Origin of the sequence: Micromonospora sp. DT4, assembly GCF_049841675.1 — a bacterium.
Classification (GTDB): Bacteria; Actinomycetota; Actinomycetes; order Mycobacteriales; family Micromonosporaceae; genus Micromonospora.
Genome location: NZ_JBNCKT010000052.1, coordinates 1 through 22027, shown reverse-complemented (window position 1 = coordinate 22027; position 22027 = coordinate 1). Strand labels below are relative to the sequence as shown.

The following is a 22027-nucleotide window of genomic DNA, read 5'->3' as shown; positions in this document are numbered from 1 at the left end:
TGGCAGCCTGTTTGTGGGTTTATGCCCGTTAAGCTCGACCGAAGGGGGGAGCCGGGTAACCGGATTGGAGCCCGGGTTGGCGGGGTGCTAATGTTCTCTCCGTTGCCGACGAGCGCCGCTAGCTCAACTGGCAGAGCAGCGGACTCTTAATCCGCGGGTTCGGGGTTCGAGTCCCTGGCGGCGCACCAACGATCAAGGCTCTGACCTGGGTATCTACCTGGGTCCGGGCCTTTTTCATTGCTACCGCTGATGGTCGGGTGTTCGGCGGGTGCTCGGGAGCCGTTGGACGGATACGGCTGGTCTGGGATTGTCCGCTGCGGTCGTGGACGGACTCGAGCAGTGGCTGCCTACGTTTCGGAGGTCAGCCTTGATCGCCGGCAACTGCGCGCGACTCATGGACAAGCCGGGCCGCTGTCTCGAACGCAGCCGTCCAGGGGAAGATTTTCTGTCGGTCGTTGCCGCTGCCGGGTGGGTGGGGCTCCCAGCCGTCGTCTTCGCCGAGCAGGACGCGTACGTGTTCGTGGCGGAGGTCTGCCACGGCGCGTTGGAAGGGTACGCGGGTGGCCAGGGCTGCGTTGACGAACGGGACGATGACTGTGGGTACCTGGCGTCCGATCAGTTCGGCGACTGAGGTCATGGCGTGGTTGTCGGCGATGCCGAGCGCGATCTTGTTGATGGAGTTGTAGGTCGCGGGGGCGATGACGAGGGCGTCGGCGGCGGGAAGCGTACGGCGACCCCCTGGGGACGTCTGGTAGGTGGACCTGACCGGGTGTCCGGTCATCGTCTCGATCGTTTCGGCGTTGATGAAGTCGGTGGCGCTGGGAGTGGCGGTGACCGCAGCCGTCCAGGATTTCTCCGTAGCTGCGGCGATCAGTTGCGTCACGTCGGAAGCAGGGCCGGCTCCGCAGACGACGATCCGAAGGTGGCCAGCGGTCATACCGGGATCCCGACGCGGTGGGCGAACTCGACGACCTCGGTACGGACGTGTCCCCGGCTGAGGACTGCGAGGTCACCGGCGATGCGCTGGACCGCCGGCCGGCACCGGAGTTCCTCGGGCGCCACGTCGTACGCGATGCGTAAGGCGTTGAGGCCGTGCTCGTAGCGTCCCCACTGGATGTAGGCGCGTGCCACGTCGACGAACAGCGAGGCTCTGCGTTCGGCGAGGTGAATCTTGTCCAGTGGCACCTGGCGGGCGAGGGTGATCGCGGTTCCGGCGTCGCCGAGGGTCAGGGCGATGTTGACCTGGTGGAGCTGGACGTTCGTGGCGCCGAAACCGGTCCACCTGTCGTTGCCGTCGTAGCCGAGCCGCGCGGCGGCACGGGTGGCTTCGTCGATCATGGCTTGCGCGCCGTCTCGGTCGTCGCTGCGTGCGGCGGCGATCGCACCGCGGAGCAGGAGGGCGCCGTAGACGGCCACCTGGTCGGTGGACCTGAGGTGGGTGTTTCGTTCGAGGGCGCCGGCCGCGTTCTCGGCCAGGTTCCCCGCCTGCCTGGTGTGGCCGTTGCTCATCAGGGCGTGGGTCATGATCCGCGCGCTGGTGGCCATTGCCACCGGGTCCTGGCTGGCCGCGCCGGCGTGGGCGCTTCTCTCGGCCGCCACCAGGGCCATGCCCCGGTCACCGACCTTGAGTAGCACGCTGCCGACGACGTGGTACAGGTCGCTGGCCAGGCCGTCGATTCGGATTCGCTGGTCGCCCTCGGCTTCCGCCCGCGTCGGTGCCAGGGCGGGTAGCAGGGTCGCGAGGCCGCCGAGAACCTGCTCGTACCGGCATGCCTGGTAGGCGGCCTTCGCGGTGGCCACGTCGCGGGCGAAATCTCGAAGGGGCAGGGCAACCGGCTCGGCGGCCAGGGCGGTCGGCGCTGAGACCAGCGCGTCGAGTAGTGGCGTGACGCCGGGAAGGGCAGCCATGCCGCCGACCGTCGCGCCCTGCAGGAACTGTCTACGCTGCACGTCACCGTCCGACTCGAAGCCAGGTTTGTCCCCGTCAGTATCGGCGTCCGCAGCGGCCGGCGGTCTGGTGGTAGCGGCAAGTGCACCGCTCGTGCCTTGTCGCCGCAGGGCATCGAAGCGTTCCAGAACGTCGGGGGCGGACCGGGCGAGCACCGTATCGAGCGCGGCCTGCATGTCGGCGCGTAGTTGAATGGTCTCGCCCTGGCTGCTCCACTTGGCCACCGTGCGTCGGGCCGCGCCCACGTATTCGGCGAAGCCGGTGACGCTCATTCGTAACGCTCGCCGCAGGGCGGTTGCGTCCTGGCCGGTCCAGTTGGTCACTGTGGCCATCGGATGTCCTCTCGATGGGACAGGTCAGCGTGCCGATCGTAGCGTCACGTGGCGTGCCGGCGGGTGCACCCCGAGTGCACCGCAGGGACATTCCCCATCGTCACGCTCTCCGGCGATTCTGAATCGGCCAGTCGCCCGTTCGTGACGAACGGGCGCCCCACCACCTTTTACGGTTTCCATCAGGGAGCGCCGAATGCAGCATGCCGCCACTCGAGGCCAGAGGCTTTTGACGCGTCGGCCGGTGGGCTCTCCAGCGACTCGAACGCGTGTGCCCGTGACTCCCCGTCTGCGTACTGCCACGAGGGCTACGCGGGCGGGTGACCGGCGGTTTGCTCCCGGCCGCCGCCCGGCGGCAGTGGGCTCGCCTTTCCCCAGGGGAGCCCACTGCTTGCCGGCGCCTACCTGCGGGAGGCGGCCATGACGGTATACGTCTCGCGCAACGCGACGACACGCGAACCATGGCGTCCGGAGCCGCCGAAACACGTTGGCCCGTCCGAATCGGAGCGGACAACCGAGCCGCCGTTGCTCACCCACGTGTGGCGTGAGCACTTCGAACGGCCGGCTCGGCAGGAGATGCGCCGATGACCGAAGCCCACCCCGACGCTGTGCCTGGGCACCGCCACACCTCAAAGCAGGGAGAAAAGGCGCAGAGGGAGCACCTGCCGCTGCGTCCGCTCTGGCTATGCCGGACCTGCGGTCAGCCATGGCCCTGCGGGCGGGCGAAGCTGGATCTCCTGGTCGAGTACCAGGGCAGCCGGGTCGGCCTGTGCCTCTACCTGGCCACCCTGCTCTGCGACGCCATTGATGACCTGCACAGACTCAACCCGAGCGCTACGGGAAACACCGCCGGTCTGTTCGACAGGTTCCTTGGCTGGCCACGCGCGCCCCACCCACCAGCAGCACCAGACGACCACGTACAGACGGGGGAGGCAGGATCATGAGCGGCACCGGTGTCATCACCGCCGATGGACGGGCGGCCATAGCCCGAACATTCCACACCCTGGTGCTGCAGCCCACCAGCTTCTGCAACCTGGACTGCACCTATTGCTACCTGCCCGACCGACGATCCCGACGGCTCATGACGGTTCCGGTCGCGGCAGGGTGCGCCCGATCCGTGAAGGAGCAGGCAAGCCTCTATCCGGTGAGCGTGGTGTGGCACGGAGGCGAGCCCACCGCGACACCTCTCGGCACGTTCCGGGAACTGCTCGCCCCGTTCGAGGACCTGAGGCAGGCCGGACAGGTACGCCACGAAATCCAGACCAACGCCACCCTCATCAACCAACGGTGGTGTGACCTGTTCGCTGCCTACGAGTTCGAGATCGGGGTCAGCATCGACGGCCCCGGCGCTCTGAACCGCAACAGACTCGACCGGGCCGGAAAACCGACGACGGCCCGGACCATCCGAGGGATACAGGCTCTCGCCGAGGCAGGATTGCCGTACTCGGTGATCTGCGTCGTCACCCCGGAAACCATCGACCAAGCCGACGACCTCATCGACTTCTTCACCAACCTACCCGGGTGCCGTTCCGTGGGCTTCAACATCGAGGAGCAGGAGGGCGCCGGGCGGACACCGGTGTCGGAGGAAGCCGCCTACCGGTTCTGGCACCGGCTCGTCCAACGACGGATCGACGGCAGTCCGCTACCCATCCGCGATCTGGACCGCCTCGCCGACTATCTCACCGCCACCCGCGCCGGGCTCGTCAACGACGCCCCGTATGAACCGATTCCCACCATCTCCTGGGACGGGCACGTGGTCCTCCTGTCACCAGAACTGCTCGGAATCAAGGACCCGCAGTATGCAGACTTCGTCGCAGGCAACGTTCTCCGCGAGCCGATCGGCGACATCCTGGCTCGGGCCAGGAACCTGCGGTACGTCACCGAGTTCATCGCGGGACTCAACGAATGCGCGGACCACTGCACGTTTTACGACTTCTGCCGGGGTGCCCAGGCCGGCAACCGCTACTTCGAGCACCACACCTTCACCGCCCGGGAGACCAACTACTGCCGCACCACCCGGCAGGCCCTTGTCCGCGCCACCGCAAACCACCTCGCCAGCTAGGAGGACCACTGTGACCAACGCCCTCGCGAGCCTCGTGGACGCCACGCCGGAGCACCTCGCACGTCTCGGCGTCGAGCCGCTCCGGACGATAGCGTCGATTGACGCGGCCAAGTTCGACAACCGGCCCACCTGGAGCAACAAGGGAGGGTTCGACAGCCGACCCGGCTGGGACAACTGGAACAAGAAGAAGTGACCTGCTGACCCAGGAGTAGGCGAATGATCGCGGGGTGGCGCCGCCACCCCGCGCCCTAACCAGGCTAGGATTCATGCGGACAACCACCATCGGTGATGTGAAGATCCTGCTCCCAGATCTCGACCCGGGAGATCTTGACAACGTCCACGATCCGGCGAGCGACCTGACCGAGGCCAGCATCGAGGGCGTCTCCTGGCGAGGCGCGCAACTGGAAGACGTCAGCATCCGTAGCAGCCGGATCGCCGGCGCGGACCTCAGCGAGAGCACCTGGGAAACCGGAGCCATCTGGGGCAGCGAGATCACCCGCACCGACCTCTCCGGCTCAACGCTATCCGGGATCACCATCGAACGCTGCGCGTTCACCGGCTCACGGTTCACCGGTACCCGGCTGACCGACGTACGCCTCGAAGACGTCCTCTTCGACGGCTGCCGCTTCGACTACGCCACCTTCCAACGCGTCGTCGCCGCTGGAGCCACAGCCTTCACCGACTGCACCCTTGCCAACGGCACGTGGTCCTTCTGCCGACTACCCAAGATCGTCATCAGGTCCTGCCAGTTGACCGAGCTCGAACTCGATTCCTGCCAGCTCCAAGGCGCTGACCTCCGGGGCAACCGCCTCCACGATCTGAAGGCGGCACTCGTCAACCTGCACGGGGTCACCCTCGGCCAAGAACAACTCCCCGAACTCACCCAGCTGGTCATCGCAGAGCTACGCATTGACGTGCGGGCCGACTGAAACGCGGAGTCCGAGGCGTCCAAGTGCTCGCGCCGGGCACTCCGTCGACCGCACGGGTGACTCCCCGTTCGCGTACCGCCAGCAGGGCTGCGTGGGCGGGTGACCGGCGGTCTGCTCCCAGCCGCTGGCCGACGGCGGTGGGGGGGGGGGGGGGGGGGGGGCCCCCCCCCCCCCACCGCCCACACGCGCCGACGCAGACCGGGAGCTGGCTATGACGGTGTACGTGTCGCGGTACGCGGCGACCGGCGAGCTGACGACAGACCGCGCAGCGGCGTCGGCGCGGCGGGGCTCGACCGATCCGCCACTGCTGACGCACGTCTGGCGGATCGTGTTCGAGCGGCAGGAGCGGGAAAGCGATCGCCTATGAGCGGGGACGGAGTGTCTGCCGCACAGACGGACCCGGAGCTGCAGTCTGAGCATGTGCCGCTGCGTCCGCTCTGGCTATGCCGGGCCTGCGGGCAGCCCTGGCCCTGTGGACGGGCCAAGCTCGCCCTGTTGAACAGCTACCAGGGCAGCCGGCTCAACCTGCTGCTGTACCTGTCCGGCTGCCTTCAGGAGGCCATCGACGACCTGCACCGACTCAACCCGAGCACCACCGGCGACGTCAGGAACCTGTTCGACCGCTTTCTCGGCTGGCCGGACCGGCACCGCCGCCGCCCGCCCATCGCCGGACCGCAGACACTGGAGGAGACATGACCGTCCGGGACATCGGGATCATCGCCACGACAGGGCAGCCGGCTATCGCCGGAACCTTCCATACCCTTGTCCTGCAGCCCACCAGCTTCTGCAATCTGGACTGCAGTTACTGCTACCTGCCCGACCGGCGCTCGCGCCAGCTCATGTCCGTCTGTCACGCCTGGCCTCAATCCCTTGACACGTTCCGATGAGCCGTCGTAGAGATTGCGCAATGCCACTGCCCGGTCCTACGGCGTTGCCGACCGCCCCCGTATGCCAGGTCGCGGCCGTCTCGTGGTTATCCGGCGGGGAATGTGAAGAGACGGTAGTGGGAGACGGTGGTAAAGCCCAGCCTCTCGTAGAGGGGCTTCCCGGCGGGAGTGGCCTGCAGGGTGACGATGGACTGGCCGGCCTCGCGGGCAATGTGCAGCGCCGCGAGGGTCAGTGCGTTGCCGATGCCGCGGCGTCGATATGCAGGATCGGTTTTGACGCAGAATAGGCCGGCGACGGCCGGACCCAAGGTAATCATGGATGTCCCTACCATCCGCTGATCGAGGACGGCTGCGAGACGGACAATCTTCCTGCCTCCCGCGATGTCCTTGAGTTCGTGCTCGATGAGCATGTCGATCGAGTCGGCCGGGAGGGCGAACGAAGTGGCGTAAGCGGACACAAAATTTGGCATCGTCGATCGTTCGCTGACGTGAACGATGGTGAGGCCGTCGGGCAGCGGCGTCCGTTGCGCCGTCTGAGCGAGATCAGCCGCCATCACCGGCATGGAGCTGGTCTGCTCCGCTCCCATGCCTCGAAGTCTGTCGGCCACGCCCGCATCACTGTCCTGGCCGACCCACCAGACCCACGGCAGGCCGGCCAGCTGCCGCTTCGTTTCCGCGACCGCTTCGTCGAGCGACCAATGCCGGACGCGGAGCACGCCATTGAAGATCTGGTGGGGTATCCCCGCGCGATAGATGGCCAGGTCAGCGTCGGGGTCGCTACCGCTCCAGCCGGTCCAGAACCGTCGATTTTCCGCCAACTGCGGCTCAAGATGGTAAACGCGATTACTGTTCATGATCATCAGATCTTTCCGCAGGCCCAAGAGTTCGAGGTGTCTGTCGCTGCCCTCACCGCGTGATCGACGGGGGTGGACCTACGTTGGCGGCGAGTTGCGGCCGGTCGTCAGCCGAGGGGATCTGACGGCCGTTCTGGGCGGGAGCGGGCACGGAAATGGGCACGTTCGCCCTGCCGGCCGAAGAGGCTGAGAATCTCGACGGGCTCGCCGTCGGCTGCCCCGAACCAGTGCGGCAGCCGGGTGTCGAACTCGGCTGCCTCGCCGGCCGCGAGCGTGAGGTCGTGCTCCCCGAGGACGAGGCGCAGCTTCCCGTTCAGGACGTAGAGCCATTCGTACCCCTCATGGGCCTGCGGGTTGGGGTCGCGCCTGGTGACGGGTATCACCACCTTGTATGCCTGGATGCCGCCCGGGCGTTGGGACAGGGGCAGCATCGTCATGCCCCGCCGGACGAACGGGCGTGGGTGGATACGGGGGTCGCCGGTCGGCGGTGCGCTGACCAGTTCGTCGAGTGTGACACCGTAGGCGCGGGCGATGAGAAGCAGGAGGTCGAGGGTCGGCCGGCGGCTGCCGGACTCCAGTCGGGAAAGGGTACTTACCGACACGCCGGTCACCTTCGACAGGTCGGACAACGTGGTCTGCCGTCCCCGACGTAGCGCGCGTAGCCGGGGTCCGACCGCGGCCAGGGCACGTTCCAAGTGCTCGTCCATGGTCATATTTTGCTGGTTCCGCAACGGCACTTCGCACCAGATCGAGCGACGGTGCAGAGTCGTCGCCGGGGGGGTGGTCAAGGTGACCGATGAGTTGAAGAGCAACTACGACGTGGTGGTGGTCGGTGGCGGCGCCGCCGGGTTGAACGGAGCGCTGGTGCTCGCCCGGGTGCGTCGCTCGGTGCTGGTCATCGACGCGGGCGCGCCACGAAACGCTACCGCCGAGGGCGTGCACGGGCTGCTCGCCCACGAAGGCGTGTCGCCGGCCGAGTTGCTGAAGCTCGGGCGGGCGGAGGTCCGCCGCTACGGCGGCGAGGTGGTGAACGGGGAGGTCACAACCGTAGCTGCCGGCGACGGATTCGTGGTGACACTGGGTGATGCACGGTCGGTACGGGCACGCCGCCTCCTGGTCGCCAGCGGGTCGGTCGATGAGCTTCCGAACATTGAGGGGTTGCGGGAGCGTTGGGGTCGGGACGTGTTGCACTGCCCGTACTGCCATGGGTGGGAAGTTCGCGACCAGGCCATCGGGGTTCTGGCCACCGGGCCCATGTCGGTGCAGCAGGCGCTGATGTTCCGCCAGCTCAGCCCCGACGTCAGGTATTTTTCCCACACTGGATGGAATCCGACTGAGGAGCAGGCCGCGCAGCTCGCCGCCAGCGACATCCCGGTGGTCTCCGGCGAGGTGACGGCCTTGCAGGTCGACGAGGACCGGCTGGTCGGAGTGCGACTACGCGACGGCACCCTCATCGCGCGGGACGCCGTGACAGTCCGGACGCGGCTGCTCGTGCGCGCGGGGTTCCTGACCGGGCTCGGGCTACGGCCGGCGCAGCACCCGAGTGGTCTGGGCGAACACATCCCCGCCGATGCCGGCGGTCGAACCGAGATTCCCGGCGTATGGGTCGCTGGCAACCTGGCCAACCCAGCCGCTCAAGTGGGCGCGGCCGCTGCCAGTGGCGCTTTGGCGGCCGCCGCGATCAACGGCGACCTCGTTGCCGAGGACACCCACCAACTGATCGTCGCCCGACAATAGCCCTTTCTGATCACCAACGCCGCATCAATTTCGAGAAAGTCAGCATCTCAATGCCTATTGTCGGAGAAGGCGTTCACCACATCGCAGTCGACGGCCTCACCATCGTGTGTCACGTCCATGGTCGCGGTCCGATTTGCGTGGCCCATCCGGGGGGACCGGGGCTCGACTGGGACTATCTGCGCATGCCGAGCGTCGAAAAGCACCTGACCATGGTGTACGTCGAACCGGTGGGGACGGGTGCCTCGGGCCGGCTCAGCGATCCGTCCGAATACACGATGGAGGTCTACGTCCGGCACCTCGATGCGGTCGTGCGGCACTTTTCAGCCGATCCCGTGTTCGTTCTCGGCTATTCGTTCGGCGGCTTCGTCGCGCAGTGTTACGCCCTGACCGGCACCGACCGCATCGCCGGGCTCATCCTCAACGACACCGCCCCCGCCACCGACGAAGAGTTCAATCAGGTGGCACGAGCGAACTTTGACGCATACCTGGACGCCAACGCCGGGCGCGTCGATCGGGAAGCGATGCTCCAGGCATTCACGGACGAGGGCGTCGTTGACGATGCGACCGCGACTGCGGCGATGCGGCGAATTTTGCCGGCCTACTTCGCGGACTACTGGAGCCGCGAGCATGAATTCTCGGGCGTCGCCGAACTCTTCAAGTCCGCACGGGATCCGGGACTCGGATTCGACTGGTCGAGCTTCGACGTTCGCGACCAACTGACCACGCTGCGCTGCCCCGCCGCCATCCTGGTGGGCGCACACGACTTCATCTGCCCGCCGCAGTGGTCCCGGCTGATGCATGACCTGATCAGAGGCTCAACACTTACGGTCTTCGATGAGAGTGGACGCCTGCCACACATCGAAGAGCCCCAGGCTTTCGCGGCCACGATCGCCGCCTTTGTGGGCACCGTGGCGCGGCCCTGATCAATGTTTGGTGACTGAGTCACCGAGCTGAACCAGCACACCACCTTCAGCTGGCCGGCCGGCAGCTGTGCATCCTCACGCGAATTATGAAATTTGGAGCATCCATGACTGATGCGACCGAAACAAATCCGCGCCGTTGGACGGCGCTCGTCTTCATCTCACTGGCGAAGCTGATGTCCATCCTCGATGCGACCATCATGACGCTTGCCCTGCCGTCCGCCCAGCGTGACCTGGGGATTAGCGACGGCAATCGACAGTGGGTGATCACCGCCTACATTCTGGCCTTTGGTGGCCTACTGCTCGTCGGCGGCCGCATCTCTGACGTGGTCGGTCACAAGCGGGTCTTCGTCATCGGTCTACTGGGTTTCGCGGGGGCCTCCGTGGTGGGTAGTGTCGCCAACGGAACCGCCATGCTGCTGGGCGCCCGAGCCCTGCAGGGCGCCTTCGCCGCGCTGCTCACCCCGGCCACGCTCTCCCTGCTGACCGGTATCTTCGCGCAGGGCCGGGAGCGGGCCAAAGCCTTTGGCATCTACGCTGGAATCGCTAGTAGCGGCGAGGCCATCGGGCTGGTTGTCGGCGGCGCTCTGACCGGATATCTGAACTGGCGTTGGTCGTTCTACATCACCATTCCGGTCGCGGTCATCGCCGCCGTGGGCGCCTCGATCTTCGTCACCGACGTTCCCGGCAGCCGCAGCTCTCGCCGTCTGCACGTCCCCGGCGCGCTGCTGGCCACGGGCGGCCTGGTCGCTCTCGTCTACGGCCTCACCTGCGCGGAGAGCGACGGCTGGACGGCCGCCCGGACGCTGGTCATGTTCGCCGTAGGCGCCATACTCCTGGCCATCTTCGGCCTCGTCGAGTCGAGGACGGCATCCCCGCTGATTCCGCTGCGGGTGGTGGCCGAACGCAACCGGGCGGGCATCTACCTCTCGCTGGGGTTGGCGGTCATCGCCTCGCTGGGTCTCGACTTCTTCCTGACCTACTACTTCCAGACGGTCAAGGGGTGGGATCCGGTCGCTACCGGATTGGCGTTCTTACCCATGAGCGCCGGCATGATCATCGGCTCGTCGCAGATCGGTGCCCGGCTGATGAGTCGGCTGCCGCCGCGCATGCTGATCGGGCCCGGCTTCCTGGTCGCGGTCGCCGCCCTGCTGCTGCTCACCCAGCTCGACGTCGACACGCCGTACGCGTCGGTGATCCTCCCCGCCCAGATCCTCTTCGGCCTGGGATCGGGCGTGGCATTCATGACCGCGGTGAGCCTGGCCACCTACCGCATCGACCCACGCGATATCGGTGCTGCCTCCGCGATCCTCAACACAGCACAGAACGTTGGCGGCTCCGTTGGCATCGCACTGTTGAACACCATCGCGGCCAGCGCGACCACCTCGTGGCTGGCAAACCGGGACGGCATCCCGAACTCGGCCAACGAAGCGTTGGTACACGGCTACGTGACCGGGATCTGGTGGTCGATCGGCATCCTCGTCCTCGCCACCGCGATATCCGTCACCTTCATCACCGCCGGACGGCAGGACGGCGCGCACCCCACCGCCGGCGACGAACACAACGAGACAGCGGCCGATGGCTCGCCGACCACCGATGCTGGTGTCGCAGCCCATTGAGGTGAATGGCGGCGGCGACGTGCATGCCTGCCTTGCCATAGGTCAGGCGGCTTGAACGCGATGAACTCCGGTGGCGCTGGTGCGCCACCGGAGTCCATCGACTGCTATCAGCGATCGGGGCGTGATTGCCGGGCGCTGGATTTCAGGCCCTTCGGGCACTGTTCATCGCTTCGGCCCGAAATCAACCATCAACGAGTAGTCCTTCGGGCTGGCGCTCGAGGGCTACTCACACCCGTCGGGTTACTGCCAGCGCACCCAGTATGGGTTCTTATCCGTGCCCCTGACGCCCCACGCGCTACCCGGAGTGCTGGAGTCGAACGATCCGGACTCCGGCTTGACCAGCTTGATGCTGAAACGGGCCGCGGTGTTGTTGTTGAAGCCACCGATGACGTAGGGCCCAGTGCCGACGATGTCGAAGGTCCGGCACTCACCCGGAGCCACAGCATAACTGGTTGCCCCGGTGGACCAGGCAATGCCGGCAACGTAGTTACCCTGCGCGCATAGCTGGACCCGGTGATTGCCGATCGCTGCGGACGCCGGCGTGCCGGTCACCGCGAGCGCCGCGGTGACCGTAACAGCCACCGCGAGGCTCCCACGCAGCGACCACCGGCTGGCTGACTTTAAACGCATACCTGATCCTCCTCTTCGTCACTCTGATCGGAGTAGCCGGATGAGACAGCGTGATCGCTGCTCCGATGCCCCGACTGTCCCGATCAGTGCTGGATGTACTTCCAAAACGGCGGCCGATCGCCTGAGGTCGACCTCCTAAGTGGACTAACGGATGCACCGGCTCGGAGGTTCATCTGGGTCGAACGGTGGTGATCAGGTGTGCCAGGAGGCGTCGGACCTCACCGAGGGGTGAGTGGAATGAGACAGTTATCGGGCTCAATGCCTCATTTCCGGCCTCGGCGGTGGTGACGGCGAGGTAGGCGTGGGCGCACATATCGAGTGCTATCTGGCGGTACCATGCGTCGTACCGACGCACCTGGGACACCGACCTGATCCAGCGAGTCGGCTCGGCCGTGGGTGACGAGGTGCGCGGTTACCACGCGCAGAACCGGGGCGGTCGAGTCGTCCACGTACGACCTGATGGTCGGCGCGAGCGCCGCGGACGTCCGGGCCCGGACGGCGGTCGCGGTGCGCGGTGCGCGGTGCGCGGTGGGACGATCCCGGCCCGGGACCTGTCCCGAACGACCAGGGCCGAGAACTTCGACGGGGACGCGGGGGTCCGGCTCGTCGACGAGACGAAGGTACGCGGTACGGCCGTGGGTGCCACCGCCGCCGGCCAGTGGATCTCCTTCGCGACGTCCGCCCTGCGTCCGGGCAGCCACACCTTCACGGCCAGGGTCGCCAAGGCCACGGCGGGCGCCGGCACGATCCAGGTGCGGCTGGGCTCGCCGACCGGCCGGCTGCTCGGTACGGCAACCGTGCCCAGCGGCGACGACTACCGGTACGTCAGCGTCAGCGCCGAGGTGGCCCGGGCCGCCGGCACCCACGACGTCTACCTGGTGTTCGACTCGGCGCTGCGGCTGGCGGACTTCTCGCTGCGGTGATGGGTGCTCGGCGCTCGGTGGCTGCGGGGCGTTCGGGCGCTCGGTGGCCGCGGGGTGCCCGGGCGCTCGGTGATCGTTGGCGGCTGGGCGGCACGACACGCCGAGCGGGGCGCCGCTGAGCGGCCACCGATCGGCTCGGGCCGGGGAGCCTGGTGCACCCCGGCCTGATTCATCGGATGATGCCCCGTCGCACCTCGCAGCACTCGCGCCTTTTGCCTTTTTCGCAGGCATTTACACATAGATGAGACCCAATCTCGTATTGCATTCGTCACACGTCTGACATACGCTCCGCGAGAGACTTCGTAGCGATTGGCAAAAGAGTGCGGTCGGGCGGCACGCGCCCCCGCCGATCCTTGGTGGCGTCGCTGTTCCTGCTTGTCGCTCGATGCACGTCCCAGGCACCACGTCGACGACACGTGAGAAAGGACAGCACGTGACATCAGCCGTATCCACCACCCGAACGGCACTGCTCGCGGCGGCGGCGCTCGCCGCCGCCACGCTGCCGGCCGTAGTGATCAGTCAATCGCCGGCCGCGGCCGCGGTCCAGGAGACCTACTACGTCGCCCCGGACGGAAACGACAGCAACCCGGGAACGCTCCAGTCACCGTTCAAGACGGTGCAACGCGCCCGGGACGCCGTCCGCACGGTGAACGCGAACATGACCGGCGACATCAACGTGTACCTGCGCGGCGGCAGATATCAGGTCACCAGCACCGTCGAGTTCGGCGCCAGCGACTCCGGCACCAACGGTTACCGGATCAGCTACGCCGCCTATGCCGGCGAGAGCCCGGTCCTCGACGGTGGCGTCCCCGTGACCGGGTGGACCCAGCACAGCGGCAACATCTGGAAGGCCCCGCTGGATCGCAGCACCAAGCTGCGCACGCTCTACGTCAACGACAAGCGGGCGCAGATGGCGACCAAGACGATCAACTCGGCGGGGTGCTACGGGACGTACACCGTCACCGCCGGCCAGGCGTCGTGGGCGTGGGAGTCGGGCTCCCAGTGCGACGGCGCGAAGTACAGCCTGAACGACTTCCCGGCCATCGCCCGCAACCAGGACGACCTGGAGATCGAGACGGGGACGACCTGGACCACGGCCATCGTGGGGGTCCGCCAGGTGACCACCAGCTCCGACGGCGCGAACCGGGTGGCCCTGTTCCAGCAGCCGGGCGCGGCCATCGCGCAGGGCGCGTTCAACGGCAACGCCCAGGTCGGCGGCTCCCACAAGCTCATGAACGCGTACGAGTTCCTGGACGCGCCCGGCGAGTTCTACTTCGACAAGAGCAGCAAGACCGTCTACTACTACAAGGCCAGCTCCGAGGACATGTCGACCGCGTCGGTCTACGCGCCGAACAACGTCACCACCGTGCTGCGGGTCGCCGGCGCCTCGACCAGCAGCCACGCGCGCAACATCACGTTCTCCGGCCTGACCGTGCAGCACTCCGACTGGAACCTGTTCAACGTCGCCGGCTCGTCCTTCAAGCAGGCGCAGCAGGGCAACCTCGGCGCGCAGGCGTACGCGAAGGGCAACTTCCACGTCTACTACTACCGCAACGTCGACGTCACGCCCGGCATCGTCCAGGTGCAGAACGCCGACGGCATCCTGCTGCAACGCAACCGGGTCCAGCACACCGGCGCCGACGGCATCAGCATGGTCAACGACGTGCAGAACACGCAGTTGATCGGCAACTACACCAACGACATCGCGGGGTCGGCCATCGACGTCGGTCATCCCCAGCACGTCTACATCGGAGACGGCACGTCGAGCAACCGGGAGAAGTACCTCCCGCAGGTCGAAGGGCTGCCGAAGAACATCGACATCAAGAACAACTACATCTACGACAGCGCGGTCCTGTTCAACGGGCACAGTCCCATCTCGGCGTACTTCGTCGACACCCTGACGATCCAGCGCAACCGGATCGAGAAGGCCCCCTGGTCGGGCATCACGATGGGCTGGGGCTGGTGGAACTTCGACGGGTCATCGGGGTCGATCGTGCCGAACCGGCCGACCACGACGGCGCGGAACAACACCATCAGCTACAACCACATCATCGACACGGTCCAGCGCCTCAGTGACACGGCGCCCATCTACACGCTGGGCAGCCAGCCCGGGACCACGATCACCAACAACTACCTCCAGGGTGTGCCCTCGGGCCACAAGTACGGACTCCACCCCGACGAGGGCTCGGCGTACATCACGTTCCGCGACAACGTCCTGAGCATCGACAAGAACGTCACCTGGATGATCAACTCCGACGATTTCGGTCGGAAGCACGATCTGAGCATCACGCAGATCTTCGGCCCGATCAACAAGGTGTCGAACAAGAACCTGCCGAACAGCACGGTCGCCGACATCCTCGTCTCCTCCGACTACGTCTGGCCGGCGGCGGCGTACAACATCGCGGCGAACTCCGGCCTCGAGGACGCGTACCGGGACATCATCCCAGCCAGCAGGTTCTCCGCGCCAAACTACGTGCTGCCGGCCAGCACGTACGTCACCAGCGCCACGGCGACGATCCCGATCCGGAGCACCGGCGACGCCACCAAGTCGGTCTGGCTGGCACCGTACGGCACGACCACCTTCACGGCCGGGGCGACGATGACCGGGGCGGCCGGTAACGCCACGTCCATCGCCGTGCCGGCGACCCAGGGCGAGTACCGGCTCTACGTCGTCGACGCACCTGGCAACCGGTCCGCCGAGTCGACCTCCATCGTGCGGCAGCAGAGCGGCGGCGGTAGTCAGCAGGGCGGACAGCTCGTGGGCGGCCAGTCCGGCCGCTGCGTCGAGGTCCCCAACTCCTCGACCACCAACGGCACCCAGGCGCAGCTCTGGGACTGCGGCGGCGGCAGCAACCAGCGGTGGACCTCCACCGCCAGCAAGCAACTGATGGTGTACGGCAACAAGTGCCTGGACGCCTCGGGGGCCGGCACGGCCAACGGCACCCAGGTCATCATCTGGGACTGCCACGGCGGCGCGAACCAGCAGTGGAACATCAACGCCAACGGCACCGTCACCAACGGCCAGTCCGGGCTCTGCCTCGACGCCAACGGCGCGGGCAGCGCCAACGGCACGAAGATCATCCTCTGGGCGTGCAACGGTGGCGCCAACCAGCAGTGGACGCTGCGTAGCTAGGTGATTGTTACCCGGGGTCAGGCCGATTTCGGCTCGACCCCGGGTAATCGGGCCGCAAGCGGGTACAGGTGGGCCATGAAGTCGTAGCGAGTCTCGGGATGAGCGAGGAGGACCCGCGCCCCACCCAGGCTCAGCGCATCGACTCCGGGCAGAGGGAGCACATCCCACTGCGCCCGATCTGGCTCTGCCGTGCACGCGGCCAACCTTGGCCCTGTGGCCGGGCGAAACTCTCCGCAGACCGAGGAGACATGAGTACGTCGGAGGAAGCCCGGTTCCTGTCCGTCGACCTTTCAGGCTTTGCCGAATTTCCTGGTGAGCCTCTCTGTCGGGTTGATCGTGTACTTCATGTGGTAGCCGGCGGCGATCACCATCGCCTCGGCGACCTTCGCCGCGTGCTCGTGGCCCCTGACAGCGGCGTTGGCGGCCAGGTCGACAGGTTGCCCGGTGGCGAGGCTGCCGGCCAGGTGTCGAGCAGGCGTCGGTCGTGGTCGGACAGCTGCTCGACCGCCGGTAGCGCGAGCAGCGCCGCCAGTCGCGGATGACCGCCACCTGGATGTCGTGGCCGTCGTCGTACTCGGGGATCTGCACGACCTCGACCAGCTCGGCGAAGCCGGGTTGGTCGGGCAGCCTGGTGAAGGTCAGCATTGGTCTCCGCGCGCCGGGTAAGCGGCGCGAATGTGTCCGTCCCCCGCTTCGTCGACGCGGCGGTCGGTGGGCTGGTCGGGCTGGGGGTCGGCCCGCTCCTGGCGCCCATCCATCCGCAGCGGACGCTGCTGCGGTTGGCTGAGCCCGTCGTCGGACCGGCGGCCGACATCGTCCACGACCTGGCCGCAGCGCTGCGGGTGCGCCCGCTCGCGACGCCGAGCGGAGCCAGAGCGGGTTGCGGGGGCTCCATCCCCGTCTGCACACGGTCAGAAGAGGGTCACGGGATCGACGGGCATCGGGTCGGGCAGGGCGTCGAGGCCCGGCACGCGGGCGCGTACCTCGTCGTGGAAGCGGCGGGCGAGCTGCGGGGCGTCGGCATTGTCGGGCGTGTGGACGAACATGGTGGGGGAACGGCCCTCGCGCAGCCAGCCGGCGGCGACCTCGACCCAGCGCTGCCACCCCTCGACGGTCCGGGTGTCGTCGTCGCGGCCCAGGTAGCGGACGATCGGGCGGTCGGTCAGCGCGATGGACCGCAGCGGCACCCGGGGCTTCTTGGTCCAGGCGTCGCGCTCCGCGTCGCTGGTCGGCGGGCGGCTGAAGAACGCGGTGGTGTCGAAGGGTATCCATTCGGCCGACGCCGCGGTGAGGGTCTCCTCGAGCAGCCGGATCGCGCGGGGCTCGGTGAAGAACGCGGGTCGGCGGACCTCCACGGCGTACCGATGGGAAGCCGGGAGCTGCGCGAGGAACCGGCCGAGGACGGGTACGTCGGCGGGCGCGAACGACCCCGGTAACTGGACCCAGAGGGCGTGCACGCGTGGGCCGAGGGGCTCGATCGCGTCCAGGAAGGCGCGCAGCGGTTCGCCGGTGTCGGTGAGCCGGCGTTCGTGCGTGATCACCTTGGGCAGCTTGAGGACGAACCGGAACGTGGCATCCGTCTGCGCCGCCCAGGATGCCACGGTGTCCCGGGCCGGGGTCGCGTAGAACGTGGTGTTGCCCTCCACGGCATCGCACCAACTGGCGTAGTGCCGCAGGCGTTCTCCGGAGGGCAGCGAGTGGCCCGGCCACGACCGGTGACTCCACATCGCGCACCCCACGTGCAGACGCATGGCGGCCCTCCTCCGGTGTGCGGCCGCGCCCACCATATCCGGCATCTGTTCGATCGAAGCCGTCAACCACGGGTTGACGAGGTGTGTGCGTCAACCTAAGGTTGACGGCATGACCGAACCATTCCAGATGAGCAACTCCGTCAAGCTCGACGACCTGATCCAGGCCATCAAGAAGGCGCACACCGACGCGCTCGACCAGCTCACCGACGCTGTGATCGCCGCCGACCATCTCGGTGAGGTCGCCGACCACCTGATCGGGCACTTCGTCGACCAGGCCCGGCGCTCGGGCGCCTCCTGGACCGACATCGGCCGCAGCATGGGGGTCAGCAAGCAGGCCGCCCAGAAGCGTTTCGTGGCGAAGGGCTCCGCCGAGGCGGGGGCGCTGGATCCGAACGCCGGCTTCGGCCGGTTCACCCCGCGGGCCCGTAACGTGGTCATGGCCTCCCAGGAGGAGGCGCGCGCCTCCGGAAGCCCCGAGATCGGGCCCGCGCACCTGGTGCTGGGCCTGCTCGTCGAGCCTGATGGGCTGGCCGCCCGGGTGCTGGCCGGTCGGGGCGCCACCCCCGAAGCGGTGCGGGAGGCGGTCGGCGCGGTCCTTCCGCCGCCGGTCGACCAGGTCCCGGACCTCATCCCGTACGACGCGCGCGGCAAAAAGGCGTTGGAGCTGACCTTCCGGGAGGCGCTGCGCCTTGGGCACAACTACATCGGCACCGAGCACATCCTGCTCGCACTGCTGGAGCAGGAGGACGGGACCGGCGTGCTCACCGATCTCGGCCTGACCAAGGAAGCTGTCGAAGCCGACCTGTCCGCCGCCCTCGCGGCCGTCGTCGCGTCGTCCGCGACGGACGACGCTCGCTGACGGCGACCCGGACGGTCGACGGTGCCGGAAGCGGGCCGCGCTCCGAGGGGACTGCCCCGCCGACTGCACGGAAGAGTCGCGCATGTCCTCGCCGGGCCGCACCTCAGCGAGCCCTCGCCTAGCCTCGGGTGGCCGCACGGTGACCACCGGCGAGACGGGGGACAGTGGAATGAGACCTGCCGGTAAAGGGGTGCTGGCGATGGGGAACCGATGACGCGATCGCGCGTTCGGATGGTGGGCAGCCTCGTGATGCTCGCCGCCCTGGTGGGGATGTCGGCCTGTAGCCTCACCATCGAACCCACGCCGGCCGCGAGCTGGACCGTCGACCGCGAGGGCGGTGCCGAGGTGACGAGTGTGACCGTCTTCGAGCTGCCGTCGGGTTGGACGGTCGACGAGCAGACGCTGGTCGCCTTCGATCCCGCCGTCGAATACTCGGCCGCTGCCTACGGCACGCAGCGCGACGCCATCCCCGTCCACTTCACGCTGGACGGGCTGACCGCGCTCGGGCCCGGAGACGTCCTGGTCGGAGAGGCGGCCGGCAAGCGGAAGGCGGTCACCGAGACCGCCTTCCGCAAGCGGGCGAAGAAGACCTGTTGACGTGCTCGTTTAGGAGACGTCGGGGAAGCCGTAGCGCAGGGCGTGCTCCGGATCGGCCGGGTCGATCTGGCGTACGCCCGCGTCGGCGAGCCGCTTGTTGACCTCGTCGAGCTGCTCGCGGACCAGTCGGGCCTCCTCCTCGGTGACCCGGCCCCGGTGCGGCTTGCCGGCGTGCTCCAACGTGCCGTAGTCGATCTTTTCGACACTCTTGCGGACCTTGGGTGGGCGGACCCGCTCGGCCGTCTTCAGCAACTGGGCCATCGGGACGTCGGTGGCCATCGCGTCGAACTCGCTCGCGGTGAGGACCACCCGTCGTGGCTCGCCACCACCGTGCCGGTCGTGGATCTCGACCACCGCCACGTCGAGCGCGGCGTCGTCGATGTTCTCCACCTCGCCCGGGGTGGCGTCGAGCTGCACGGGCCCGGCGACCAGGTCCGGGTGCTCCAGGACGACGACACGAACCACCTCGCCGTCCTGCTGCAGAACGGTTCCGGTGAAGTCGGAGACGTGGATCGTCTTCTTGCCCATGCGCGGAGCTTCTCCTGTCGTAGGCCGGGGTGCCGGACCTGGAAGAAATTACCCGACAGGTGTGCGAATGCCGTCGCTGGTCCTCCTGCGGTGTGTCGTCCCCGACCACCGGCGGTGGCTGTCCGTCGCAGGTGCCCCGGGCCTGGCGGGGGCGCGTTCAGCGCGTGTTCAGACCGTGCCGGCTGAAGCTGCCGACCGGCAGCTCGTTCAATGCTGCCCAGGACAATCCACCCGCCGTGCGGATCATCCGATACCGCGCCTGGGCCGGGACGTCCGCGGCGGCCTCCGCCGCCCGCCAGAGGCGCGTCGGGTGCTGGTGGAGGCGGTCGTTCGGCTGAATCGGCATGCCCATACCGTCGCAGACAAAGGTGTCCAGGTATGGAAATACCTATGACGGTCGATGTGACGAGCCGATTCCCGGATCTCGGGCGGCATTTCGCCCTGACGCGATGGCCCGCCCGGCCGAGCGCCCCAGGCGTACGGTGATCACGACGTGTGGGGTGGTGACGGGGAGGTGGGCATGCTCGACCGGCGGTTGCAGCTGCACCTCGCCTCCTGGCTCGGCCAGTGGCCGGTTCGGCCCGGCCTGCACGTGGTCGCCTCGCATCGGCGGGCGGTGCCGGCCTGGGACGGCCGGCTGCGTCCGGCCCTCGCCGCGGACACCGGTCAGAGCGCGGTGCTCTCCGTCGCGCCGGACCGCGTCGCCGCGATCCGGGCGTTGATCGAGCGTGCGCCGCAGCGGATGCTCGCGGCACTGCCGGAGACCGTCGGACACCCCGCCTTCTGCCTGCACGACGGCCCGTTCCGCTGGACTTTTTCCCCCGCGCCGCTGCCCGACGTGGGGGAGTGGACCCCGTCGTCCGCACCCGGTCTGCCGCCCTGGCTACGGCTGTTCGACAGGCCGGTGCTCGTGGTCCGCGACGCCGACGGCACCTACCTGGCCGGTGCCGCGATCAAACGTCACGACGCGTACGGACACGAGCTGGCAGTGGGCACCGTTGCGGCGGCCCGGGGTCGGGGCCTCGCGCGTCGGCTGGTGGCGCAGGCGGCACGGCGGGTCCTGGACGAGGGCGCGGTGCCGACGTACCTGCACGAAGAGGACAACCACGCCTCGGCCCGGGTCGCGGAGGCGGCGGGCTTCCCGGACCGGGGTTGGCGGGCGTACGGGGTGTATCCGCGCTGAACGGCCCGCGCGGCTGGTTTCAGTGCGCGGACCGTGGATCCCGGGCCGGATCCACGGTCCGCAACCTGCCCCCAGGTCCCGGCTCCCTCCGAGATCGGCCGCGCCACCGACGCGCCGAACCGATATCGATCACGCTACGTATCGAAACTGCAAGCTGCAAGATGCGAGCTGTCGGGTCGGAGTGTCGAATTGTGGACTTGACCTGCGGCTACTACTGCAACGGCAGGAGCCGTGAATCCCTGGGCTAGCGAACACCAACAGAAGCCCTGGGAAAAAAATGAAGACTATCTTTATCGGTGACTCCGCAGGCACCGCCGAGTTGCTGCACCTGCTCGATGCCGTCCTCGCCGCCGACGACCGCGAACACGTCCTGCCGCCAGACCTTGCCGTTGGTTGGAAAGTCGTCCGGCCAAGCATCGGCCGGCAACCCGGCTCGCCACCGGTGCGCCCGAACGACGACCGCACGCTCTCCCGCAAGTGGTTGCCCCATGGCCGCCTCCCTCAGATCGCGGGACACCCCGGCATGCTCGGGCCACCCTCCGTGACCGGCATGCTATGGCCGCACCCGCCCGTCCACCGCCCCGGAAAGCCATATCGGGGTATCGGACGGGTGCAGTCGATTCGGTCCGCCGGCGTGGCCCGAGCCGGCCGACCGCTGTGCTCAGGTAGGTGGTGCCTGTGCGTCATCGTGATGCCCCACCGGCGCCACCCCCGAGGACCACGCCGCCGGCCGACCCTCGCGGGCGTGTGGACGGGGGCGCTCGACATGTCGAGCGCCCGGACTGCAGAGATTTCGTATTTGACCTGGCTGTGGCCCGTCGGATGCTCCTGCTCGTCGCCGTCTCGGATCGGATCATGTCGTAAGCACCTCGATCAACACCACGGGCTCAAAGTTAGAAACCTGCACAGTCCACTCGAAAAGTGAACAATCCTGGTTCCTGTCGCAGGATATTCGCCTGGTGTGTTTGACATATTTTCAGTTTCCGCGGAGCTGTTTCTGAAGTTGTTGGCTGGTTGTAGGGGTGGGAGGGGTGTTCGGGTGGGTGGGGCGGGTTTTGTGAAGTGTGTGGAGTTTGGGGTGTCGTGGGTGCGGTCGGGGGTGTTTGTCGGCGGGGGTGTGCCGCCGGAGGTGGTGTAT

Annotated in this window: 24 protein-coding genes, 1 tRNA gene and 1 pseudogene; 17 read left to right on the top strand and 9 right to left on the bottom strand. The window is 67.7% G+C overall.

The features are described from left to right. Window positions 1-112 precede the first annotated feature (112 nt). Window positions 113-188, top strand: a tRNA-Lys gene (locus ACLQ24_RS16560). A 173-nt stretch (window positions 189-361) separates the two neighbouring features. Here the strand turns inward: ACLQ24_RS16560 and ACLQ24_RS16555 are convergent. Then, window positions 362-937 (bottom strand): flavoprotein, encoded by a 576-nt coding sequence (locus ACLQ24_RS16555; protein ID WP_425892572.1) that lies wholly within the window; start codon window positions 935-937, stop codon window positions 362-364. Continuing rightward, window positions 934-2280, bottom strand: a complete 1347-nt coding sequence (locus ACLQ24_RS16550; RefSeq protein ID WP_425892571.1) for a hypothetical protein — start codon at window positions 2278-2280, stop codon at window positions 934-936. The genes ACLQ24_RS16555 and ACLQ24_RS16550 overlap by 4 nt, the downstream gene beginning before the upstream one ends. Before the next feature lie 417 nt (window positions 2281-2697). On the opposite strand from ACLQ24_RS16550, the gene amcA (ACLQ24_RS16545) reads away from it, so the two are divergent. The 8 genes and pseudogenes from amcA (ACLQ24_RS16545) to ACLQ24_RS16510 all read left to right on the top strand — a co-directional run. After that, window positions 2698-2865 carry a multiple cyclophane-containing RiPP AmcA gene (gene amcA, locus ACLQ24_RS16545; RefSeq protein ID WP_425892569.1) on the top strand — a complete coding sequence of 56 codons (168 nt, stop codon included), beginning with the start codon at window positions 2698-2700 and terminating at the stop codon, window positions 2863-2865. After that, the gene (locus ACLQ24_RS16540; protein ID WP_425892567.1) at window positions 2862-3221 is read left to right on the top strand and encodes a hypothetical protein; all 360 of its coding nucleotides are present in this window, start codon (window positions 2862-2864) and stop codon (window positions 3219-3221) included. Before amcA (ACLQ24_RS16545) ends, ACLQ24_RS16540 begins: the two co-directional genes overlap by 4 nt. Then, window positions 3218-4339, top strand: a complete 1122-nt coding sequence (amcB, locus tag ACLQ24_RS16535; RefSeq protein WP_425892565.1) for a cyclophane-forming radical SAM peptide maturase AmcB — start codon at window positions 3218-3220, stop codon at window positions 4337-4339. The genes ACLQ24_RS16540 and amcB overlap by 4 nt, the downstream gene beginning before the upstream one ends. Window positions 4340-4349: 10 nt before the next feature. Further along, window positions 4350-4532, top strand: coding sequence for a multiple cyclophane-containing RiPP AmcA (amcA, locus tag ACLQ24_RS16530; RefSeq protein ID WP_425892563.1), 183 nt, complete (start codon window positions 4350-4352; stop codon window positions 4530-4532). 73 nt (window positions 4533-4605) lie between these two features. Next, entirely contained in the window at window positions 4606-5268 is a 663-nt protein-coding gene (locus ACLQ24_RS16525; RefSeq protein ID WP_425892561.1) for a pentapeptide repeat-containing protein, read from the top strand. 211 nt (window positions 5269-5479) lie between these two features. Further along, window positions 5480-5635: a multiple cyclophane-containing RiPP AmcA gene (gene amcA / locus ACLQ24_RS16520; protein ID WP_425892560.1), complete on the top strand. Its 156-nt coding sequence runs from the start codon at window positions 5480-5482 to the stop codon at window positions 5633-5635. After that, a complete protein-coding gene (locus ACLQ24_RS16515; RefSeq protein WP_425892559.1) occupies window positions 5632-5964 on the top strand; it encodes a hypothetical protein in 333 nt (110 codons plus the stop codon). The genes amcA (ACLQ24_RS16520) and ACLQ24_RS16515 overlap by 4 nt, the downstream gene beginning before the upstream one ends. Further along, window positions 5961-6113, top strand: a pseudogene (locus tag ACLQ24_RS16510) (cyclophane-forming radical SAM peptide maturase AmcB); the annotation flags it as partial. The gene ACLQ24_RS16515 and the pseudogene ACLQ24_RS16510, both read left to right, overlap by 4 nt. A 128-nt stretch (window positions 6114-6241) precedes the next feature. Here ACLQ24_RS16510 and ACLQ24_RS16505 read toward each other — a convergent pair. Together ACLQ24_RS16505 and ACLQ24_RS16500 are read right to left on the bottom strand one after the other, a co-directional pair. Next, window positions 6242-7015, bottom strand: coding sequence for a GNAT family N-acetyltransferase (locus ACLQ24_RS16505; RefSeq protein ID WP_425892558.1), 774 nt, complete (start codon window positions 7013-7015; stop codon window positions 6242-6244). 101 nt (window positions 7016-7116) lie between these two features. Continuing rightward, entirely contained in the window at window positions 7117-7716 is a 600-nt protein-coding gene (locus ACLQ24_RS16500) for a helix-turn-helix domain-containing protein (protein ID WP_425892556.1), read from the bottom strand. A gap of 82 nt (window positions 7717-7798) precedes the next feature. Here ACLQ24_RS16500 and ACLQ24_RS16495 point away from each other — a divergent pair, with 82 nt between their 5' ends. From ACLQ24_RS16495 to ACLQ24_RS16485, 3 genes are all read left to right on the top strand, one after another. Further along, window positions 7799-8746 carry an NAD(P)/FAD-dependent oxidoreductase gene (locus tag ACLQ24_RS16495; RefSeq protein ID WP_425892554.1) on the top strand — a complete coding sequence of 316 codons (948 nt, stop codon included), beginning with the start codon at window positions 7799-7801 and terminating at the stop codon, window positions 8744-8746. A gap of 50 nt (window positions 8747-8796) precedes the next feature. Further along, window positions 8797-9669 (top strand): alpha/beta fold hydrolase, encoded by an 873-nt coding sequence (locus ACLQ24_RS16490; RefSeq protein WP_425892553.1) that lies wholly within the window; start codon window positions 8797-8799, stop codon window positions 9667-9669. 104 nt (window positions 9670-9773) lie between these two features. Further along, window positions 9774-11285, top strand: a complete 1512-nt coding sequence (locus ACLQ24_RS16485) for an MFS transporter (RefSeq protein WP_425892552.1) — start codon at window positions 9774-9776, stop codon at window positions 11283-11285. Window positions 11286-11525: 240 nt separating this feature from the next. Here ACLQ24_RS16485 and ACLQ24_RS16480 read toward each other — a convergent pair whose 3' ends face one another. After that, window positions 11526-11867: a hypothetical protein gene (locus ACLQ24_RS16480; protein ID WP_425892550.1), complete on the bottom strand. Its 342-nt coding sequence runs from the start codon at window positions 11865-11867 to the stop codon at window positions 11526-11528. A 569-nt stretch (window positions 11868-12436) separates the two neighbouring features. On the opposite strand from ACLQ24_RS16480, the gene ACLQ24_RS16475 reads away from it, so the two are divergent. Beyond that, complete coding sequence (locus ACLQ24_RS16475) at window positions 12437-12838, top strand: carbohydrate-binding protein (RefSeq protein ID WP_425892549.1); 402 nt, start codon at window positions 12437-12439, stop codon at window positions 12836-12838. Window positions 12839-13271: 433 nt separating this feature from the next. Next, window positions 13272-15971 carry an RICIN domain-containing protein gene (locus ACLQ24_RS16470; RefSeq protein ID WP_425892547.1) on the top strand — a complete coding sequence of 900 codons (2700 nt, stop codon included), beginning with the start codon at window positions 13272-13274 and terminating at the stop codon, window positions 15969-15971. A 911-nt stretch (window positions 15972-16882) separates the two neighbouring features. Here the strand turns inward: ACLQ24_RS16470 and ACLQ24_RS16465 are convergent. Then, window positions 16883-17698: a DUF72 domain-containing protein gene (locus ACLQ24_RS16465; protein WP_425892596.1), complete on the bottom strand. Its 816-nt coding sequence runs from the start codon at window positions 17696-17698 to the stop codon at window positions 16883-16885. 133 nt (window positions 17699-17831) lie between these two features. Here ACLQ24_RS16465 and ACLQ24_RS16460 point away from each other — a divergent pair, with 133 nt between their 5' ends. Both ACLQ24_RS16460 and ACLQ24_RS16455 read left to right on the top strand, forming a co-directional pair. After that, on the top strand, window positions 17832-18581 hold the full coding sequence (locus ACLQ24_RS16460; protein WP_425892545.1) for a Clp protease N-terminal domain-containing protein: 750 nt from the start codon (window positions 17832-17834) through the stop codon (window positions 18579-18581). Between the two features lie 210 nt (window positions 18582-18791). Then, the gene (locus tag ACLQ24_RS16455) at window positions 18792-19178 is read left to right on the top strand and encodes a hypothetical protein (protein ID WP_425892543.1); all 387 of its coding nucleotides are present in this window, start codon (window positions 18792-18794) and stop codon (window positions 19176-19178) included. Window positions 19179-19187: 9 nt separating this feature from the next. Here ACLQ24_RS16455 and ACLQ24_RS16450 read toward each other — a convergent pair whose 3' ends face one another. Continuing rightward, window positions 19188-19706 (bottom strand): hypothetical protein, encoded by a 519-nt coding sequence (locus tag ACLQ24_RS16450; RefSeq protein ID WP_425892541.1) that lies wholly within the window; start codon window positions 19704-19706, stop codon window positions 19188-19190. A 157-nt stretch (window positions 19707-19863) separates the two neighbouring features. After that, entirely contained in the window at window positions 19864-20052 is a 189-nt protein-coding gene (locus ACLQ24_RS16445; RefSeq protein ID WP_355232897.1) for a DNA repair protein, read from the bottom strand. A gap of 174 nt (window positions 20053-20226) precedes the next feature. Between ACLQ24_RS16445 and ACLQ24_RS16440 the strand changes: the two genes are divergently transcribed. After that, complete coding sequence (locus ACLQ24_RS16440; RefSeq protein ID WP_425892594.1) at window positions 20227-20889, top strand: GNAT family N-acetyltransferase; 663 nt, start codon at window positions 20227-20229, stop codon at window positions 20887-20889. A 244-nt stretch (window positions 20890-21133) separates the two neighbouring features. Here the strand turns inward: ACLQ24_RS16440 and ACLQ24_RS16435 are convergent, their stop codons facing one another. Then, window positions 21134-21406, bottom strand: a complete 273-nt coding sequence (locus tag ACLQ24_RS16435; RefSeq protein WP_425892539.1) for a hypothetical protein — start codon at window positions 21404-21406, stop codon at window positions 21134-21136. Window positions 21407-22027 lie beyond the last annotated feature (621 nt).

What these genes read in the sequence shown, in the direction of transcription:
- ACLQ24_RS16555 (WP_425892572.1), bottom strand. Translation starts at nt 937, where the DNA reads ATGACCGCTGGCCACCTTCGGATCGTCGTCTGCGGAGCCGGCCCTGCT.
- ACLQ24_RS16550 (WP_425892571.1), bottom strand. Translation starts at nt 2,280, where the DNA reads ATGGCCACAGTGACCAACTGGACCGGCCAGGACGCAACCGCCCTGCGG.
- amcA (WP_425892569.1), top strand. Translation starts at nt 2,698, where the DNA reads ATGACGGTATACGTCTCGCGCAACGCGACGACACGCGAACCATGGCGT.
- ACLQ24_RS16540 (WP_425892567.1), top strand. Translation starts at nt 2,862, where the DNA reads ATGACCGAAGCCCACCCCGACGCTGTGCCTGGGCACCGCCACACCTCA.
- amcB (WP_425892565.1), top strand. Translation starts at nt 3,218, where the DNA reads ATGAGCGGCACCGGTGTCATCACCGCCGATGGACGGGCGGCCATAGCC.
- ACLQ24_RS16525 (WP_425892561.1), top strand. Translation starts at nt 4,606, where the DNA reads ATGCGGACAACCACCATCGGTGATGTGAAGATCCTGCTCCCAGATCTC.
- amcA (WP_425892560.1), top strand. Translation starts at nt 5,480, where the DNA reads ATGACGGTGTACGTGTCGCGGTACGCGGCGACCGGCGAGCTGACGACA.
- ACLQ24_RS16515 (WP_425892559.1), top strand. Translation starts at nt 5,632, where the DNA reads ATGAGCGGGGACGGAGTGTCTGCCGCACAGACGGACCCGGAGCTGCAG.
- ACLQ24_RS16505 (WP_425892558.1), bottom strand. Translation starts at nt 7,015, where the DNA reads ATGATCATGAACAGTAATCGCGTTTACCATCTTGAGCCGCAGTTGGCG.
- ACLQ24_RS16500 (WP_425892556.1), bottom strand. Translation starts at nt 7,716, where the DNA reads ATGGACGAGCACTTGGAACGTGCCCTGGCCGCGGTCGGACCCCGGCTA.
- ACLQ24_RS16490 (WP_425892553.1), top strand. Translation starts at nt 8,797, where the DNA reads ATGCCTATTGTCGGAGAAGGCGTTCACCACATCGCAGTCGACGGCCTC.
- ACLQ24_RS16485 (WP_425892552.1), top strand. Translation starts at nt 9,774, where the DNA reads ATGACTGATGCGACCGAAACAAATCCGCGCCGTTGGACGGCGCTCGTC.
- ACLQ24_RS16465 (WP_425892596.1), bottom strand. Translation starts at nt 17,698, where the DNA reads ATGTGGAGTCACCGGTCGTGGCCGGGCCACTCGCTGCCCTCCGGAGAA.
- ACLQ24_RS16460 (WP_425892545.1), top strand. Translation starts at nt 17,832, where the DNA reads ATGACCGAACCATTCCAGATGAGCAACTCCGTCAAGCTCGACGACCTG.
- ACLQ24_RS16455 (WP_425892543.1), top strand. Translation starts at nt 18,792, where the DNA reads ATGACGCGATCGCGCGTTCGGATGGTGGGCAGCCTCGTGATGCTCGCC.
- ACLQ24_RS16450 (WP_425892541.1), bottom strand. Translation starts at nt 19,706, where the DNA reads ATGGGCAAGAAGACGATCCACGTCTCCGACTTCACCGGAACCGTTCTG.
- ACLQ24_RS16445 (WP_355232897.1), bottom strand. Translation starts at nt 20,052, where the DNA reads ATGCCGATTCAGCCGAACGACCGCCTCCACCAGCACCCGACGCGCCTC.
- ACLQ24_RS16440 (WP_425892594.1), top strand. Translation starts at nt 20,227, where the DNA reads ATGCTCGACCGGCGGTTGCAGCTGCACCTCGCCTCCTGGCTCGGCCAG.